General features: G+C 57.4%; 13 protein-coding genes. 5 read left to right on the forward strand and 8 right to left on the reverse strand.

Features of this window, described 5'->3' with window-relative positions:
* Positions 1-16: 16 nt before the first annotated feature.
* The 3 genes from AB5Y84_RS20115 to nagB are packed head-to-tail and all read right to left on the reverse strand — an operon-like array spanning position 17 to position 3,191.
* Positions 17-1,231: an ROK family protein gene (locus AB5Y84_RS20115; protein ID WP_005334312.1), complete on the reverse strand. Its 1,215-nt coding sequence runs from the start codon at positions 1,229-1,231 to the stop codon at positions 17-19.
* A gap of 4 nt (positions 1,232-1,235) precedes the next feature.
* A complete protein-coding gene (gene nagA, locus AB5Y84_RS20120) occupies positions 1,236-2,381 on the reverse strand; it encodes an N-acetylglucosamine-6-phosphate deacetylase (RefSeq protein ID WP_236361103.1) in 1,146 nt (381 codons plus the stop codon).
* Positions 2,382-2,390: 9 nt separating this feature from the next.
* Complete coding sequence (nagB, locus tag AB5Y84_RS20125; protein WP_005334308.1) at positions 2,391-3,191, reverse strand: glucosamine-6-phosphate deaminase; 801 nt, start codon at positions 3,189-3,191, stop codon at positions 2,391-2,393.
* 273 nt (positions 3,192-3,464) lie between these two features.
* Here nagB and nagE point away from each other — a divergent pair, with 273 nt between their 5' ends.
* The 3 genes from nagE (at position 3,465) to glnS (ending at position 9,745) form a co-directional block, all read left to right on the forward strand.
* Positions 3,465-4,943, forward strand: a complete 1,479-nt coding sequence (nagE, locus tag AB5Y84_RS20130) for an N-acetylglucosamine-specific PTS transporter subunit IIBC (protein ID WP_088869457.1) — start codon at positions 3,465-3,467, stop codon at positions 4,941-4,943.
* Between the two features lie 121 nt (positions 4,944-5,064).
* Complete coding sequence (locus AB5Y84_RS20135) at positions 5,065-7,728, forward strand: beta-N-acetylhexosaminidase (protein WP_021231105.1); 2,664 nt, start codon at positions 5,065-5,067, stop codon at positions 7,726-7,728.
* 355 nt (positions 7,729-8,083) lie between these two features.
* Positions 8,084-9,745 carry a glutamine--tRNA ligase gene (gene glnS, locus AB5Y84_RS20140; RefSeq protein WP_257725616.1) on the forward strand — a complete coding sequence of 554 codons (1,662 nt, stop codon included), beginning with the start codon at positions 8,084-8,086 and terminating at the stop codon, positions 9,743-9,745.
* 116 nt (positions 9,746-9,861) lie between these two features.
* Here glnS and fur read toward each other — a convergent pair whose 3' ends face one another.
* Positions 9,862-10,290, reverse strand: coding sequence for a ferric iron uptake transcriptional regulator (fur, locus tag AB5Y84_RS20145; protein ID WP_005334301.1), 429 nt, complete (start codon positions 10,288-10,290; stop codon positions 9,862-9,864).
* A gap of 241 nt (positions 10,291-10,531) precedes the next feature.
* Here fur and AB5Y84_RS20150 point away from each other — a divergent pair, with 241 nt between their 5' ends.
* A complete protein-coding gene (locus AB5Y84_RS20150; RefSeq protein ID WP_005334300.1) occupies positions 10,532-11,005 on the forward strand; it encodes a DUF4442 domain-containing protein in 474 nt (157 codons plus the stop codon).
* A 90-nt stretch (positions 11,006-11,095) separates the two neighbouring features.
* Here the strand turns inward: AB5Y84_RS20150 and fldA are convergent, their stop codons facing one another.
* The 4 genes from fldA to AB5Y84_RS20170 are packed head-to-tail and all read right to left on the reverse strand — an operon-like array spanning position 11,096 to position 13,036.
* Entirely contained in the window at positions 11,096-11,620 is a 525-nt protein-coding gene (gene fldA, locus AB5Y84_RS20155) for a flavodoxin FldA (RefSeq protein WP_005334298.1), read from the reverse strand.
* Positions 11,621-11,659: 39 nt separating this feature from the next.
* Entirely contained in the window at positions 11,660-11,956 is a 297-nt protein-coding gene (ybfE, locus tag AB5Y84_RS20160) for a LexA regulated protein (RefSeq protein ID WP_005334297.1), read from the reverse strand.
* Between the two features lie 20 nt (positions 11,957-11,976).
* Complete coding sequence (locus AB5Y84_RS20165; protein ID WP_005334296.1) at positions 11,977-12,198, reverse strand: DUF2788 domain-containing protein; 222 nt, start codon at positions 12,196-12,198, stop codon at positions 11,977-11,979.
* Between the two features lie 55 nt (positions 12,199-12,253).
* Entirely contained in the window at positions 12,254-13,036 is a 783-nt protein-coding gene (locus AB5Y84_RS20170; RefSeq protein ID WP_257725643.1) for an alpha/beta fold hydrolase, read from the reverse strand.
* A 274-nt stretch (positions 13,037-13,310) separates the two neighbouring features.
* On the opposite strand from AB5Y84_RS20170, the gene seqA reads away from it, so the two are divergent.
* Positions 13,311-13,820, forward strand: a complete 510-nt coding sequence (gene seqA, locus AB5Y84_RS20175; RefSeq protein WP_058056013.1) for a replication initiation negative regulator SeqA — start codon at positions 13,311-13,313, stop codon at positions 13,818-13,820.
* Positions 13,821-13,840 lie beyond the last annotated feature (20 nt).

Here is a 13,840-nt window from a genome sequence, read left to right on the forward strand (position 1 = left end):
ACCATCTCCATACACATTATTTCTGCTCCATGATGATCTGCAACAGATCCCCCTCCAGCAGGGCGCGCTTGACCAGCGCAAAGCCGCCATAGGTCGGCTGGTTCTGGAAGCGGGCTTTCACGATGGGCAGGCCACGGTGGAAGCTCGGCAGGGATTGATGCTCGACGCAGCGACGGATAGCCGGGAAGAGGATCTCTTCGGCGGCGGTGATTTCGCCGGCGATCAGCACCTTCTGCGGGTTGAACAGGTTGACCGTGATGGCCACGGCTCGTCCCAGATGCTCACCCACGTTCTCGATCACGCTGCGGGCCAGTTCATCGCCTGCCAGCGCCGCCTTGCACACCTCCTGAATGGTGATGTGCTTCTCCTGCAGCGCGCTCTGGTGGCCGCGGCTGATGAGCTCCTTCACCTTGTCGATGATCGCTTCGTTGGAGGCGATGGTTTCGAGGCAGCCGAAGTTGCCACAGTGGCAGCGCTTGCCGAGCGGCTCGACCTGAATATGGCCGATCTCGCCGACGTTGCGGTTCTGACCGAGGAACACCTGACCCTTGGTGATGATCCCGGAGCCCGTCCCCTGGTGAACACTCACCAGAATGGAGTCCATGCAGTCGCGGGACTCGCCGAAGAAGTGTTCGGCCAGTGCCAGCGAGCGGGTGTCGTTGCCCACGTAGCAGGGGAGGTTGAAGTGGTTCTCAAGCAGCTTCGCCAGTCCCAGATTGCGGATCTGGTACTTGGGGGTGTAGATGACCATGCCGGATTCCGGGTTGACCAGACCCGGCATGGTCAGCGCGATGCTGATGAGGTTGCGACAGCGTTCGCGGTTGGCATCGATAAAGGCGCCAATCTCCCGCAGCAGCATGTCGACCACGGGTTGCTGGTCGATCTCGGTCACCTGAATGACGTGCTGGTCGAGCTCCTTGCCATCGAGGTCATAGAGACTCAGTTGCAGGTAGCCGCGGCCCAGCTTGGCAGAGACAAACTGAAAGCGATGTTTGATGGTGGTCAGGGAGATGGCACGCCGTCCGCCGGTTGAGGCTTGCGGAGAGGTCTCCTTGATCAGGCCATGCTCGATCAGTTGCCGGGTTATTTTGGTCACGCTGGCCGGGGCCAGCTGACTCAACTCGGCAATCTTGACCCGGGAGATGGGGCCTTGCAGGTCGATGAGCCGATACACGGCTGCACTGTTGACCTGCTTGATAAGATCTACGTTTGCTATTTGTCCGCCAGTCATGATGTCACTGTTGTGTGTAGTGTCCGTTAACCACGGTCCCACGGACCGTGAAGTCCTGATCGAAGACAGTGAGGTTGGCTACTTTACCGACCTGGATACTACCGAGACGTGAGTCCCATCCAATGGCGCGAGCGGGGTAGAGGCTGGCCATTCTCAGTGCTTCATCGAGCGGTAATCCGACCTGCTTGACCAGATTTTCCACCCCCTCAATCATGGTGAGGGAGGAGCCGCCGAGTGTACCATTCTCGTCGACACACTGACCATCGCGTAAAAAGACGGTGGTGCCACAAAAATCAAATTTCTCAAAGCCTTCCGGCGCTCCGGCTGCTGCGGTGGCATCGGTGACCAGCACCAGTCGCTCCCCCAGCGCCTTGTGAGCCAGACGCACGTTGGCCCAGTGCACATGGTGGCCATCGACGATGATGCCCGCGTAGACATCTTTGCGATCGTAGATGGCGCCCACGACGCCCGGCTCGCGACCGTTGAGGGTCGGAGTCATGGCGTTGTAGAGGTGGGTCGCAAAGCGAATACCGTTATCAAACCCGGCCATGGCCTGATCGTAACTGGCGGCAGTGTGACCGGCCGAGACCAGAATGCCCGCTTCCACCAGACGGCGGATATGGGCCGGATCGTTGCGTTCCGGTGCCAGGGTGATTTTGGTGATGGCATCCGCGTTGGCGCAGAAGAAGTCGATCATCTCGTCCGCTGGTTGGCGGATTTGCGCGGCAGGGTGGATCCCCTTGCGCTTGAGGTTGGTGTAAGGCCCTTCCAGATGGACGCCCAGCACCTCGTTGGGGTGTGCCGCCATGTAGTCACGGGTCACCGCAACGGCCTGCTTCATATCCGCATCCGGACTGGTGATCAGGGTCGGCAGGAAGCTGGTGGTACCGGATTTGAGGTTGGCCGCCTGCATGGTTGCCAGGGTCTCGACCGTGATGTCGGTGTTGAACATCACCCCGCCACAGCCGTTGAGCTGCACGTCGATAAAACCGGCGGTCAGGTTGGCGCCTTTGAGGTCAATCTGCTCGATGCCCGCAGGCAGTTCAGCCAGGTGAGAGATGGCGACAATCTTGTCGCCCTCGATAAGCACCCCGTAGCCGGTCAGCACGCAGCTGCCGGTGTAGAGGGTGCAGTTGGTCAATGCGTACATGACGACTCCTTACAGACGGCCGATGTTGGCGGCTTCCAGTTGCTGGAAGTAGCGAACGGTCTTGACCTTGAGCTCCATGGTCGAGGGCTCGTCGCACACCATCATTCCCTTCGGATGCAGTTGCAGGGTGGAGATGGTCCACATGTGGTTGACGCTGCCTTCCACGGCGGCCTGCAGAGCCAGTGCTTTGCCGTGACCGGTGACCAGGATCATGATCTCTTCCGCATCCATCAGGGTGCCGACACCCACGGTCAGGGCCAGTTTGGGCACCTGCTCCATGTCGCCACCGAAGAAGCGGGAGTTGGCGATGCGGGTGTCTTCGGTCAGGGTCTTGACCCGGGTGCGGGAGGAGAGGGAAGAAGCCGGCTCGTTGAATGCGATGTGGCCGTCATTACCCACGCCACCCATGAACAGGTGGATCTTGCCGTAGGACTTGATCTTGTCTTCGTAGCGCTTGCATTCGGCCACCAGATCCTCGGCATTGCCGTTGAGGATGTTGATGTTTTCGGGACGAATGTCGATGTGGCTGAAGAAGTTGTTGTGCATGAAGCTGTGGTAGCTCTCCGGGTGATCTTCCGGCAGGCCGACGTACTCGTCCATGTTGAAGGTGACCACGTTCTGGAAGCTCACTTCACCGGCTTTGTGCAACTCGATCAGGCGCTTGTAGGTGTTGAGCGGGGTGCCACCGGTGGGCAGGCCCAGTACGAAAGGGCGATCGCTGGTCGGCTTGAACGCGTTGATGCGGTCAACGATGTAACGAGCAGACCACAGGCCTACTTGGCTGGCAGATTTCAACGGGATCAGGCGCATATGGGATACCTCTGTGTCGGGTTGCGACCGGTTTGGCGGTGGCAATTGGCTAAGACGGATTCAAGTTGTTTTATAGCGTAAATAAAGATTGCGAACTAAGCCACATCTATCCACCACCTTTATCTTGTTTGGGTGATAACGATCACGATTATCGGTTTATTAATTTGCGCAGCGAAATAAAAGCCCTAGACTGCCAATCAAGCCTTGATGGCTTATGCGTCAAACGTGATAAGCACTTAATTTCTAGAAAAACATTAACTAAGGAGAGGAACCGTGAACATTCTCGGTTATTTGCAAAAGATCGGCCGTGCCCTGATGGTGCCGGTAGCGGTATTGCCTGCCGCAGCGATCCTGATGGGGGTTGGCTACTGGATTGACCCGAATGGTTGGGGTGGTGACAGTGCGCTGGCTGCATTCCTGATCAAAGCGGGCGCAGCCATTATCGATAACATGTCCGTACTGTTCGCAGTCGGTGTCGCTTACGGTATGTCCAAGGATAAAGACGGTTCTGCTGCGCTGGCAGGTCTGGTCGGCTTCCTGGTCGTTACCACCCTGCTGAGCCCGGGCGCTGTGGCCCAGATCAAGAGCATCCCGGTGGAGCAGGTTCCTGCCGCGTTTGCCAAGATCAGCAACCAGTTCGTGGGTATCCTGTGTGGTGTTATCGCCGCTGAGCTGTACAACCGCTTCAGCAGCGTCGAGCTGCACAAGGCACTCTCCTTCTTCTCCGGTCGTCGTCTGGTACCGATCGTAACCTCCGTGGTGATGATCGTCGTATCCTTCATCCTGATGGCCGTATGGCCGGCAATCTACGGTGGTCTGGTCTCCTTCGGTGAGTCCATCGTGAGCCTGGGCTCTACCGGTGCCGGTATCTACGCCTTCTTCAACCGTCTGCTGATCCCGATCGGTCTGCACCACGCCCTGAACTCCGTGTTCTGGTTCAACGTGGCCGGTATCAACGACATTCCGAACTTCCTGGGTGGTCAGGCTACCATCGATGCCGCTCTGGCCGCTGGCAAGAGCCTGGAGCAGGTGAAAGGCGTGGTCGGTATGTACCAGGCTGGCTTCTTCCCCATCATGATGTTCGGTCTGCCGGGTGCCGCTCTGGCCATCTACCACTCCGCCAAGAAAGAGAACAAAGAGAAAGTTGCTTCCATCATGATCGCAGCTGCCTTTGCCTCCTTCTTCACCGGTGTAACCGAGCCGCTCGAGTTCTCCTTCATGTTCGTGGCGCCGGTACTGTATGTCATCCACGCCGTACTGACCGGTATCTCCGTGTTCATCGCTGCCTCCATGCAGTGGATGGCCGGTTTCGGCTTCAGTGCCGGTCTGGTGGATATGGTGCTTTCCAGCCGTAACCCGCTGGCGACCAACTGGTACATGCTGATCCCTCAGGGTCTGGTCTTCTTCGGCCTCTACTACACCGTGTTCCGCGTAGTGATTGCCAAGCTGAACCTGAAAACCCCGGGTCGTGAAGATGACGAAGAGACTGCTCCGGCTGCCGCTCAATCTACCAACCGTACCGAGCTGGCCAAGCAATACCTGGAAGTGCTGGGTGGTCAAGAGAACCTGGTTTCCATCGATGCCTGCATCACCCGTCTGCGTCTGACTCTGAAAGACCGCAGCATCGTCGATGAGCGCAAGCTGAAAGCCCTGGGTGCGGCCGGTGTGGTCAAGCTCGGTGAGCAGAACCTGCAGGTGATTCTGGGCCCATTGGCCGAAATCATCGCCGGTGAGATGAAAGCCCTGCGTTAATCGAGCGACTCGCTCACCTCAAGTCTAAGTCCATTGTTGACATAACTAAGGGCCCCGCTCAGGGGCCCCATATAAAAAAGCCAAGAAAATCCAACCTTTACTTCAAATGAGAGCAGCAGTTATGAACTTGAAACATTCTCTGTTAGCCATTGCCATGTCTACCGTTTTTGTCAGCCAGGTCCAGGCAGCCGATGCCGCCAAGCAGGCCGTGGTCGACTCCCTCGCCAACAACCTGGTGGTCAAGTATGAAGTGGTCACCAATGACGGAGCCGGTGCCGGCCTCGATTGCCAGGCGCTGGGTTCCGAGTGGGCGAGCTGTGGCGTTGCCAAGCTGCACCTGACCAATACCGGTGCGGACGTCACCTCCAAAGACTGGAGCATCTACGTCTCCTCCATCCGTCGTATCCAGCGTGTGGATAACGACCAGTTCACCATCACTCACCTGACCGGCGATCTCTATCGTTTGACGCCAACCGAGAAGTTCCAGGGCTTTGCCAAGGATGCCACGGTCGAAGTGCCGCTGGTGGTGGAATACTGGGTACTGTTCGAATCTGACATCATGCCGAACTGGTATGTCGCCAGCGAAGGTGCCGAGCCGAAAGTACTGGCCAGCATGAGCAACATCAATGATGCCAGCACCTACGAGAAGCCGATGCCGGCCGATGGCTGGAAGCGCACCAAGGATGACAAGAACATCCTGATGAACAGCGAAACCCGTTTCGCGGCCAACCAGACCAGCACCCTGCTGCCGGCTGGCAAGATTGACAACCAGATCCTGCCGACCCCGATGAAGCAGGTAGTCAAGGCTGGTCCGCAAATCGACTTCTCTACCATCAAGCTCAATGCCCTGGACTTGCCGAGCGATCGCGCCGAGGCCCTGAAGGCTCAACTGACCAAGCTGGGTGTTACCCTCTCCGACACCGGCTACCCGGTGACCATCAAGCTCGGCAGCAAGCTCAAGCAGGCTGAAGGTTATGACATGACCATCGGTCAGAAGGGCACAGTGATCCAGGGTCGCGACATCGACGGGGCATTCTGGGGTGCACAATCCCTGATCTCCCTGCTGGGTGTTGATGACAAGCTGGTGAGCCCGATGACCGTCGAGGATGCGCCGCGCTTTGAATACCGTGGCATGCAGACCGATGTGGCCCGTCACTTCCGCAGTCTGGATACCATGAAGAAGCTGGTTGACCAGATGTCTGCCATGAAGCTCAACGTGCTGCACCTTGGCCTGACCAACGATGAAGGCTGGCGTCTGGAGATCCCGGGTCTGCCGGAGCTGACTCAGGTCGGTAGCCAGCGTTGCCACGACGAGTCCGAAACCAAGTGCCTGATGCCGCAACTGGGTTCCGGCCCGACCAGCGACAACCAGGGTTCCGGTTTCTACAGCAAGTCTGACTACGTGGATCTGGTGCGTTATGCCAAGGCCCGCGGTGTGACCGTGATCCCCGAGATCAACATGCCGGCCCACGCCCGTGCTGCCGTGGTCTCCATGGAAGCGCGTTACAAGCGTCTGATGGCGGAAGGCAAAGAAGCGGAAGCTAACCAGTTCCGTCTGACTGACCCGGCTGACACCTCCAACGTCACCTCCGTCCAGTTCTACGACAAGATGTCCTTCATCAACCCTTGCCAGCCGGGTGCTGCCACCTTCGTGGCCAAGGTAATGGATGAAGTTGCCCAGATGCACCAGGCCGCCGGTCAGCCGCTGACCGCATGGCACTACGGTGGTGATGAGGCGAAGAACATCATGCAGGGCGGTGGCTATCAGGATCCGGCCGTCACCAAGAAAGAAGAGCTGGTCGCCTGGAAAGGCAACGTCGACTCCAGCAAGCAGGACAAGCCGTTTGGCAAGTCCCCGATGTGCCAGAAGATGATCGACGAAGGCAAGATCAAGGAAGTGGGCGAGCTGCCGGTTTACTTCGCCAAGGAAGTGGGCCAGATGGTCAAAGACCGCGGTTTCTCTACCCTGCAGGCGTGGGAAGACGGTCTGAAGTATGCCAGCGGTGCCAAGGACTTCGCCACCGACAACACCCGTGTCAACTTCTGGGAAACCCTCTACTGGGGTGGCTTCAACGAAGCGATGAAGTGGGCCCACAAGGGTTACCAAGTGGTGCTGTCCAACCCGGATTACCTCTACTTCGACTTCCCGAACGAAGTACACCCGGCTGAGCGTGGCTACTACTGGGCAACTCGTTTCAACGACACTCGCAAGGTGTTTGCCTTCGCCCCGGAAAACCTGCCGCAGAACGCCGAGACCTCGGTTGACCGCGATGGCAACGCCTTCGTGGCCAAGGGTGACCAGGATCCGGTCAAGTTCAAGGGGATCTCCGGTCAGCAGTGGAGTGAAACCGTGCGTACCGATGCTCAGTACGAGTACATGGTCTACCCGCGTATCTTCTCCGTGGCCGAGCGTGCCTGGCACAAAGGTGGCTTCGAGCTGGATTACGTGAAGAACCGCGAGTTCTCCGGCGAGACCAAGTTCGTCAACAAGGCCACCCTCAACAAAGAGTGGAACCAGTTTGCCAACGTACTGGGTCAGCGCGTGCTGCCGAAACTGGATCAGGCCGGTGTTGAATACCGCCTCTCCGTACCGGGCGCCAAGGTAGTGAATGGTGTGCTGGAAGCGAACGTGGATCTGCCGGGTCTGCCCATCCAGTACAGCCTGGACGGTACCAACTGGAGTGCCTATGACGCCGCGGCCAAGCCGAGCGTGAATGGCAAGGTCTACCTGCGTACCACCAGCTTCGATGGCAAGCGCACCAGCCGCGTCACCGAACTGAACTGATAGCAGTCAACCGTTAACATGAGGTGGGTCGCAAGACCCGCCTTTCCCAAGGGCGATGGCGTATCGGGTTTGGGAAAGGTTGACTGTGCGTGTGAGCCTTTGTTGTGTGTAATTGTCTGTTTTGTGTTTTTCATCACTTTCAGCCCCGCCCAGTGCGGGGCTTTTTTATGCATTTGGTGTGCAATGTGGCAAGCCACGCCGTTTTTAGCGGCGCAATGGCCGGGAAATGGCCCGGAAGTGCCAAATTCAGGTTGAGACAGCGCCCGTAATAAGGGATCATACCCGGCTTGACGGCGGGGGGATGAGGGTGCCAGCCGGCACAACTTCCGCCAGTGACGCTTTTTTGAGGTGAGCCATGAGTCAGGCGAACAGCCCAACTAACTTTATTCGTCAGATCATTGATGAAGATCTGGCCAGCGGTAAGCACAGCAGCGTGCATACCCGTTTTCCGCCCGAGCCGAACGGTTATCTCCATATCGGCCACGCCAAGTCCATCTGCCTGAACTTCGGCATCGCCCGCGACTATCAGGGCCAGTGCAACCTGCGTTTCGATGACACCAACCCGGTGAAGGAAGATATCGAGTACGTAGAGTCCATCAAGCAGGATGTACAGTGGCTCGGCTTCCAGTGGAATGGCGAGATCTGCTACTCCTCCGACTATTTCGACAAGCTGCACGGCTACGCCATCGAGCTGATTGAAAAGGGTCTGGCCTATGTGGACGAGCTGACGCCCGAGCAGATGCGCGAGTACCGTGGCACCCTGACTGAAGCTGGCAAGAACAGCCCGTTCCGCGATCGCAGCGTGGAAGAAAACCTGGCGCTGTTTGCCAAGATGAAGAATGGCGAGTTCGCCGAAGGCACCGCCTGCCTGCGCGCCAAGATCGACATGGCATCTCCCTTCATGGTGATGCGTGATCCGGTTATCTACCGCATCAAGTTTGCCCACCACCACCAGACCGGTGACAAGTGGTGCATCTACCCGATGTATGACTTCACCCACTGCATCTCGGACGCGCTGGAAGGGATCACCCATTCTATCTGTACCCTGGAGTTCCAGGACAACCGTCGTCTGTACGACTGGGTGCTGGACAACATCACCATCGACTGCCATCCGCGTCAGTACGAGTTCTCTCGTCTGAACCTCGAATACACCGTCATGTCCAAGCGCAAGCTGAACCTGCTGGTGACCGAGAAGCATGTCGATGGTTGGGACGACCCGCGCATGCTGACCGTCTCCGGTCTGCGTCGTCGTGGTTACACCCCGGCTTCCATCCGCGAGTTCTGCAAGCGCATCGGCGTCACCAAGCAGGACAACATCGTCGAGATGAGCATGCTGGAAGCCTGCATCCGCGAAGACCTCAACGAGCATGCACCGCGCGCCATGGCCGTGCTGCATCCGGTGAAAGTGTTCATCGAGAACCTGGCCGCCGACGAAGTGTTGACTGCCCCGGCCCACCCGAGCAATGCCGAGATGGGTACCCGCGAGCTGAACTTCACCCGCGAGATCTTCATCGACGAAGCGGACTTCAAAGAAGAGGCGAACAAGCAGTTCAAGCGTCTGGTGCTGGGCAAGGAAGTGCGTCTGCGCAATGCCTATGTGATCAAGGCCGAGCGCATCGAGAAAGATGCCGATGGCAAAGTCACCTGCATCTACTGCTCCTACGATCCCGAGACCCTGGGCAAGGATCCGGCCGATGGCCGCAAGGTGAAAGGGGTGATCCACTGGGTCAGCGCCACTCACTCCCTGCCAGCCGAAGTGCGTCTCTACGACCGTCTGTTCAAGGTACCGAACCCGGGCGCCGAGGATGACTTCGAAGCTGCCCTGAATCCGGAATCCCTGGTGATCATCGAGGGGGCTCGTGTCGAGGCTTCCCTGAAGGACGCCAAGCCGGAGCAGGCTTACCAGTTCGAGCGTGAAGGTTACTTCTGCGCCGACAACAAGCTCTCCAGCCCGGAGCATCTGGTGTTCAACCGCACCGTTGCCCTGCGCGACTCCTGGGGCAAGGTAGAAGGCTAAGCCGATGGGGCAGGGGAGACCCTGCCCTGTGTGCTGCCAACGGCCTGCGCCGGACAATAAAAAAGCCAGCTAATGCTGGCTTTTTTATTGTCCGTTATCTGCAAGTCGCGGGCGACTTATTCGTCGTGCTTGCACTCACCGGTAGCACAATGACCGTAGAGGTAGAGGCTGTGGTTGGTGAGACGGATATTGAATTTCTTGGCGATCTCGCGCTGACGCTGTTCGATCACTTCGTCGGAGAACTCGATCACCTTGCCGCAGTCGAGGCAAACCAGGTGGTCGTGGTGCTCCTGAGTGGCCAGCTCGAATACCGACTTGCCACCTTCGAAGTGGTGACGGGTAACGATACCGGCATCATCAAACTGGTTGAGAACGCGATAGACGGTAGCGAGACCAATCTCTTCACCCAGGTCGATCAGTCGTTTATAGAGATCTTCGGCGCTGGTGTGCTGGCAGTCCGGCTGTTGCAGGATTTCCAGGATTTTGACCCGGGGCAAGGTGATCTTGAGCCCGGCCTTTTTTAACGCTTGGTTGTTGTCTGCCATATTCTACTTATTCGCATTCTCGAAGGTGGGGTTATTCTGATGGACTGCCGCAGGAATGGCAACCTTGAACTCGCTTGGCCTGTCATTATAGGTCGTAGCCTCCCTAAAAATAAACCCAGCAATTCAAGGGGTTTAGCCATAAATGGCCGGTTGGATTGAAATAATCAATCGTGTCGTCCGACTTGCTGGCATGGCAGATGTTGATAAGATGTAACTTTCATATTCTGGTCGGATGAGATCCATGGATTGGCTTTTTGACAATGCGGCCTGGGTGCGCCGCGCACTCAACGCCTGGCCCCCTTTCTGGGGCGCCGGTATCAAGATAGAGACCCTGAGCGATGACTTTCGCTACTGCCGGGTGACCCTCAAATCCCGCTGGTGGAACAAGAACGCCAACCGCACCCAGTTTGGCGGCAGCATGTTTGCCATGACGGACCCCATCTATCCACTGATGCTGATGGGCTACTTCAAGAATCGCTACTACGTCTGGGACAAGGCGGGCAGCATCAACTACATCAAGCCCGGCAAGGGCAAGCTGGTGGCCGAGTTCAACCTGACCGAGGGCAAGTTGGCCGAAATCGTGGCGGCGACCGAAGGTGGCAACAAACACTTCCCCGAATTCGAGGTCACGGTACAGGACAAGAGCGGCGAGCTGGTGGCGCAGGTCAAGCGCACCCTCTATGTGCGAGCCAAACCGGAGCACAGAGGTGAATAACAGGGGAGAATGAAGGCAGGCATCGCCACTTGCAGATACAACAAGGGCCCCGTCGGGGCCCTTGTTGTCAGAGGTATGAGGGGAGGCGGATTACTCCAGCTCGCCCAGGCACATCTCTTCGTGCAGCTGCTTGCACCAGCCCTTGACGCGCTCGGCAGTCAGCTCCGGCTGGCGATCTTCATCGATACCCAGACCGACAAAGTGCTTGTCATCGACCAGTGCCTTGGAGGCTTCAAACTCGTAGCCGGCAGTCGGCCAGTGACCGATGATGATGGCGCCTTTGGCTTCGACGATGTCACGCAGGGTGCCCATGGCGTCGAGGAAGTACTCGGAATAGTCTTCCTGATCACCGCAACCGAAGATGGCGACCAGCTTGTTGGTGAAGTCGATTTCGCCCAGATCGGGGAAGAAGTCGTCCCAGTCGGCCTGGGCTTCGCCATAGTACCAAGTCGGGATGCCGAACATCAGCAGATCAAAGCTCTCGATGTCTGCCTTGCTGCTCTTGGCGATGTCACGGACTTCAATCAGGTTTTTGCCCAGCTCTTTCTGGATCATCTTGGCGACAGCTTCGGTGTTACCGGTATCGCTGCCAAAAAACAGACCTACACTTGCCATAGTGTTTAGTTACCCGTATTTGGTGTTAATGCTCAACGCTCAGACTGCAATGTCCACCGCAAAGGCGGACTCAATCTGTTGTTTCAGGATAGATTGGATCAGCTCGGCTCGGCTGATGTTCTGTTGTAACGCAAGTTGGTTCAGGCGCTCCAGCAACTCGGCCTCCACCTTTAACTCTACCCGCTTCAGCCCATTTTCCCGATCGCGCTTAAGCTGGTTACGCTTGTTGATCTTGAGCTGGGTCTCGCGGGGGAGTGGATTGGTCTTTGGCCTGCCGGGGCGCTTCTCATTTGCGAACAGATCCAGTGTTGTTCGATCAGTTTGCTGTTTGGCCATACATCACAGATGAAAATAAGTTAGCCGAGTCCTGAGCCTTCCCAGCCCAGTTCGATCAGCCCCTTGGCGACAAAACCCGCACAACCCAGAAACAGTACCAACCAGACGATAAAACGACCGAAACGGGGCACGTTGCCGCGTTTGAGCACGTCCTGAATGGCCAGGCCAATCAATATGAAAATGGCCACAAAGAATAACTTGAGGCCCAAACTTTCGATCAGGTCGATATGTTCACTTAGCATGGATTGCGCACACTCCTTATGACCGGCGCACTATATCACAAAGGATCTGAAACTGTTAACCGCCTGTCGACAGGAAATCCACAACCAATTTGTTGAACAGAGCCGGTTTTTCCGCATGCAGCCAGTGGCCGGTACCCGCGATGACACGCACCTTTGCCGCTGGGAATTGAGCCAGTGCCGTCTCGCTGTATTGGGGCTGCATATAGTCAGAATCCCCCCCTTTGATAAAGAGCACCGGCCCCTCGAAGCGGTGTTCATCCTCTGGCCAGCCCATGATGTTGGCGTAGTTTTGCTCAAGGGCGGGCACATTGAAGCGCCAACCCCAGCCATGCTCGCCTCTGGCGAAGGATTTGAGCAGGAACTGGCGCACCCCGGCGATCTCGATGTGCTGTGCTAGCATGGCTTCCGCTTCACTGCGGCTTTGCGGCAGCGTGCGAAGTGTGGCGTTGAGTCCGGCGAACACATTCTGGTGGCGGGAGTGGGGATAGGCGACCGGCGCCATGTCGGCCACCACCAGCTTGGTCACCCGCTCTGGCGCCAGCTTGGCAAGCTGCATCGCCACCTTGCCACCCATCGAGTGGCCAATCAGGGTCGCTTCGGCAATCTCCAGCCGATCCATCAGGGTCAGGATGTCGGCCGCTTGCGCCGGATAGCTCATCTCGCTGCTATGAAAGGAGGCTCCGTGGTTGCGCAGATCGACGCTGACCACCCGATAGTGTTCGCAGAGGGCACGGGCCAGCAGGCCGAGGTTGTCGAGGCTGCCAAACAGGCCGTGGATCAGAATGACCGCCGGGCCCTGACCCTGCTCCTTGAAGTTCAATATGCTGTTTTGTTGCAAAATGACACCTTGTCGGTCGTGGGTGCGTATCGCTGTTTTATTTAACGCACTGGAAAGAAAAGGATTTCGTCCAATGGATTGGAATTTTATGTGGTTTTTTTTCTAAAAAATCCCGTCCGGATCGGCTATCAGTGCGGCTGATCACACACTTGGCCCGCTATTATGCCGTATTCTCGATGAGATTCATGTACATCTGCCAGCCCCTTGCTTGGGCTGTCGGGTTTGCCTATGTATAATCGCCGCATCCGAATTTCGACGAGTCCAGCGCATCCCTATGAAAACCATCGAGCTTGATGACGATCTCTACTTCTATATCGCCAGCCAGACCCGGCACATTGGTGAGAGTGCCTCCGATATCCTGCGCCGTCTGCTGGAACAGCCTGCTCACCAAGGTGTGCCGGTTGCCGAGCCCGTTGCCGTCGCGCAGCCCAGTGCGGTAGCCACCCAACAAGGGCTGCAAGCCCTGCTCGATTCCGGTGAGCTGCAAAAGGAAGAGAAGTCCATCAACCGCTTCATGCAGGTGCTCAGTACCCTCTACCGTGACGATCCGGTCGGGTTTACCCAAGCCACCGAAATCAAGGGGCGCAAGCGCGTCTATTTCTCGCAGGATCCCGAGGCTCTGCGCGCCAGTGGCAGCACCACCAAGCCCAAGCCGGTACCGGAGACCCCGTTCTGGGTGATCACCAACACCAACACCAGCCGCAAGCAGAACATGGTGGCCCAGCTGATGGCCAGCATGGGCTATGGCGAAGAGGTGATCGCGCAAGTGTGTGGCGCAATTTAACGATTCTTCAAGACTCAGGC

The sequence above is a fragment of the Aeromonas sp. s11 genome (assembly GCF_040907945.1).
GTDB classification, from domain to species: domain Bacteria; phylum Pseudomonadota; class Gammaproteobacteria; order Enterobacterales; family Aeromonadaceae; genus Aeromonas; species Aeromonas veronii.

Excerpts from the sequence above, each read along its gene's own strand:
- AB5Y84_RS20115 (WP_005334312.1), bottom strand. The coding sequence starts at position 1,231 with ATGACTGGCGGACAAATAGCAAACGTAGATCTTATCAAGCAGGTCAAC.
- AB5Y84_RS20165 (WP_005334296.1), bottom strand. The coding sequence starts at position 12,198 with ATGCTAAGTGAACATATCGACCTGATCGAAAGTTTGGGCCTCAAGTTA.
- glnS (WP_257725616.1), top strand. The coding sequence starts at position 8,084 with ATGAGTCAGGCGAACAGCCCAACTAACTTTATTCGTCAGATCATTGAT.
- AB5Y84_RS20150 (WP_005334300.1), top strand. The coding sequence starts at position 10,532 with ATGGATTGGCTTTTTGACAATGCGGCCTGGGTGCGCCGCGCACTCAAC.
- ybfE (WP_005334297.1), bottom strand. The coding sequence starts at position 11,956 with ATGGCCAAACAGCAAACTGATCGAACAACACTGGATCTGTTCGCAAAT.
- fldA (WP_005334298.1), bottom strand. The coding sequence starts at position 11,620 with ATGGCAAGTGTAGGTCTGTTTTTTGGCAGCGATACCGGTAACACCGAA.
- seqA (WP_058056013.1), top strand. The coding sequence starts at position 13,311 with ATGAAAACCATCGAGCTTGATGACGATCTCTACTTCTATATCGCCAGC.
- fur (WP_005334301.1), bottom strand. The coding sequence starts at position 10,290 with ATGGCAGACAACAACCAAGCGTTAAAAAAGGCCGGGCTCAAGATCACC.
- nagA (WP_236361103.1), bottom strand. The coding sequence starts at position 2,381 with ATGTACGCATTGACCAACTGCACCCTCTACACCGGCAGCTGCGTGCTG.
- AB5Y84_RS20135 (WP_021231105.1), top strand. The coding sequence starts at position 5,065 with ATGAACTTGAAACATTCTCTGTTAGCCATTGCCATGTCTACCGTTTTT.
- nagB (WP_005334308.1), bottom strand. The coding sequence starts at position 3,191 with ATGCGCCTGATCCCGTTGAAATCTGCCAGCCAAGTAGGCCTGTGGTCT.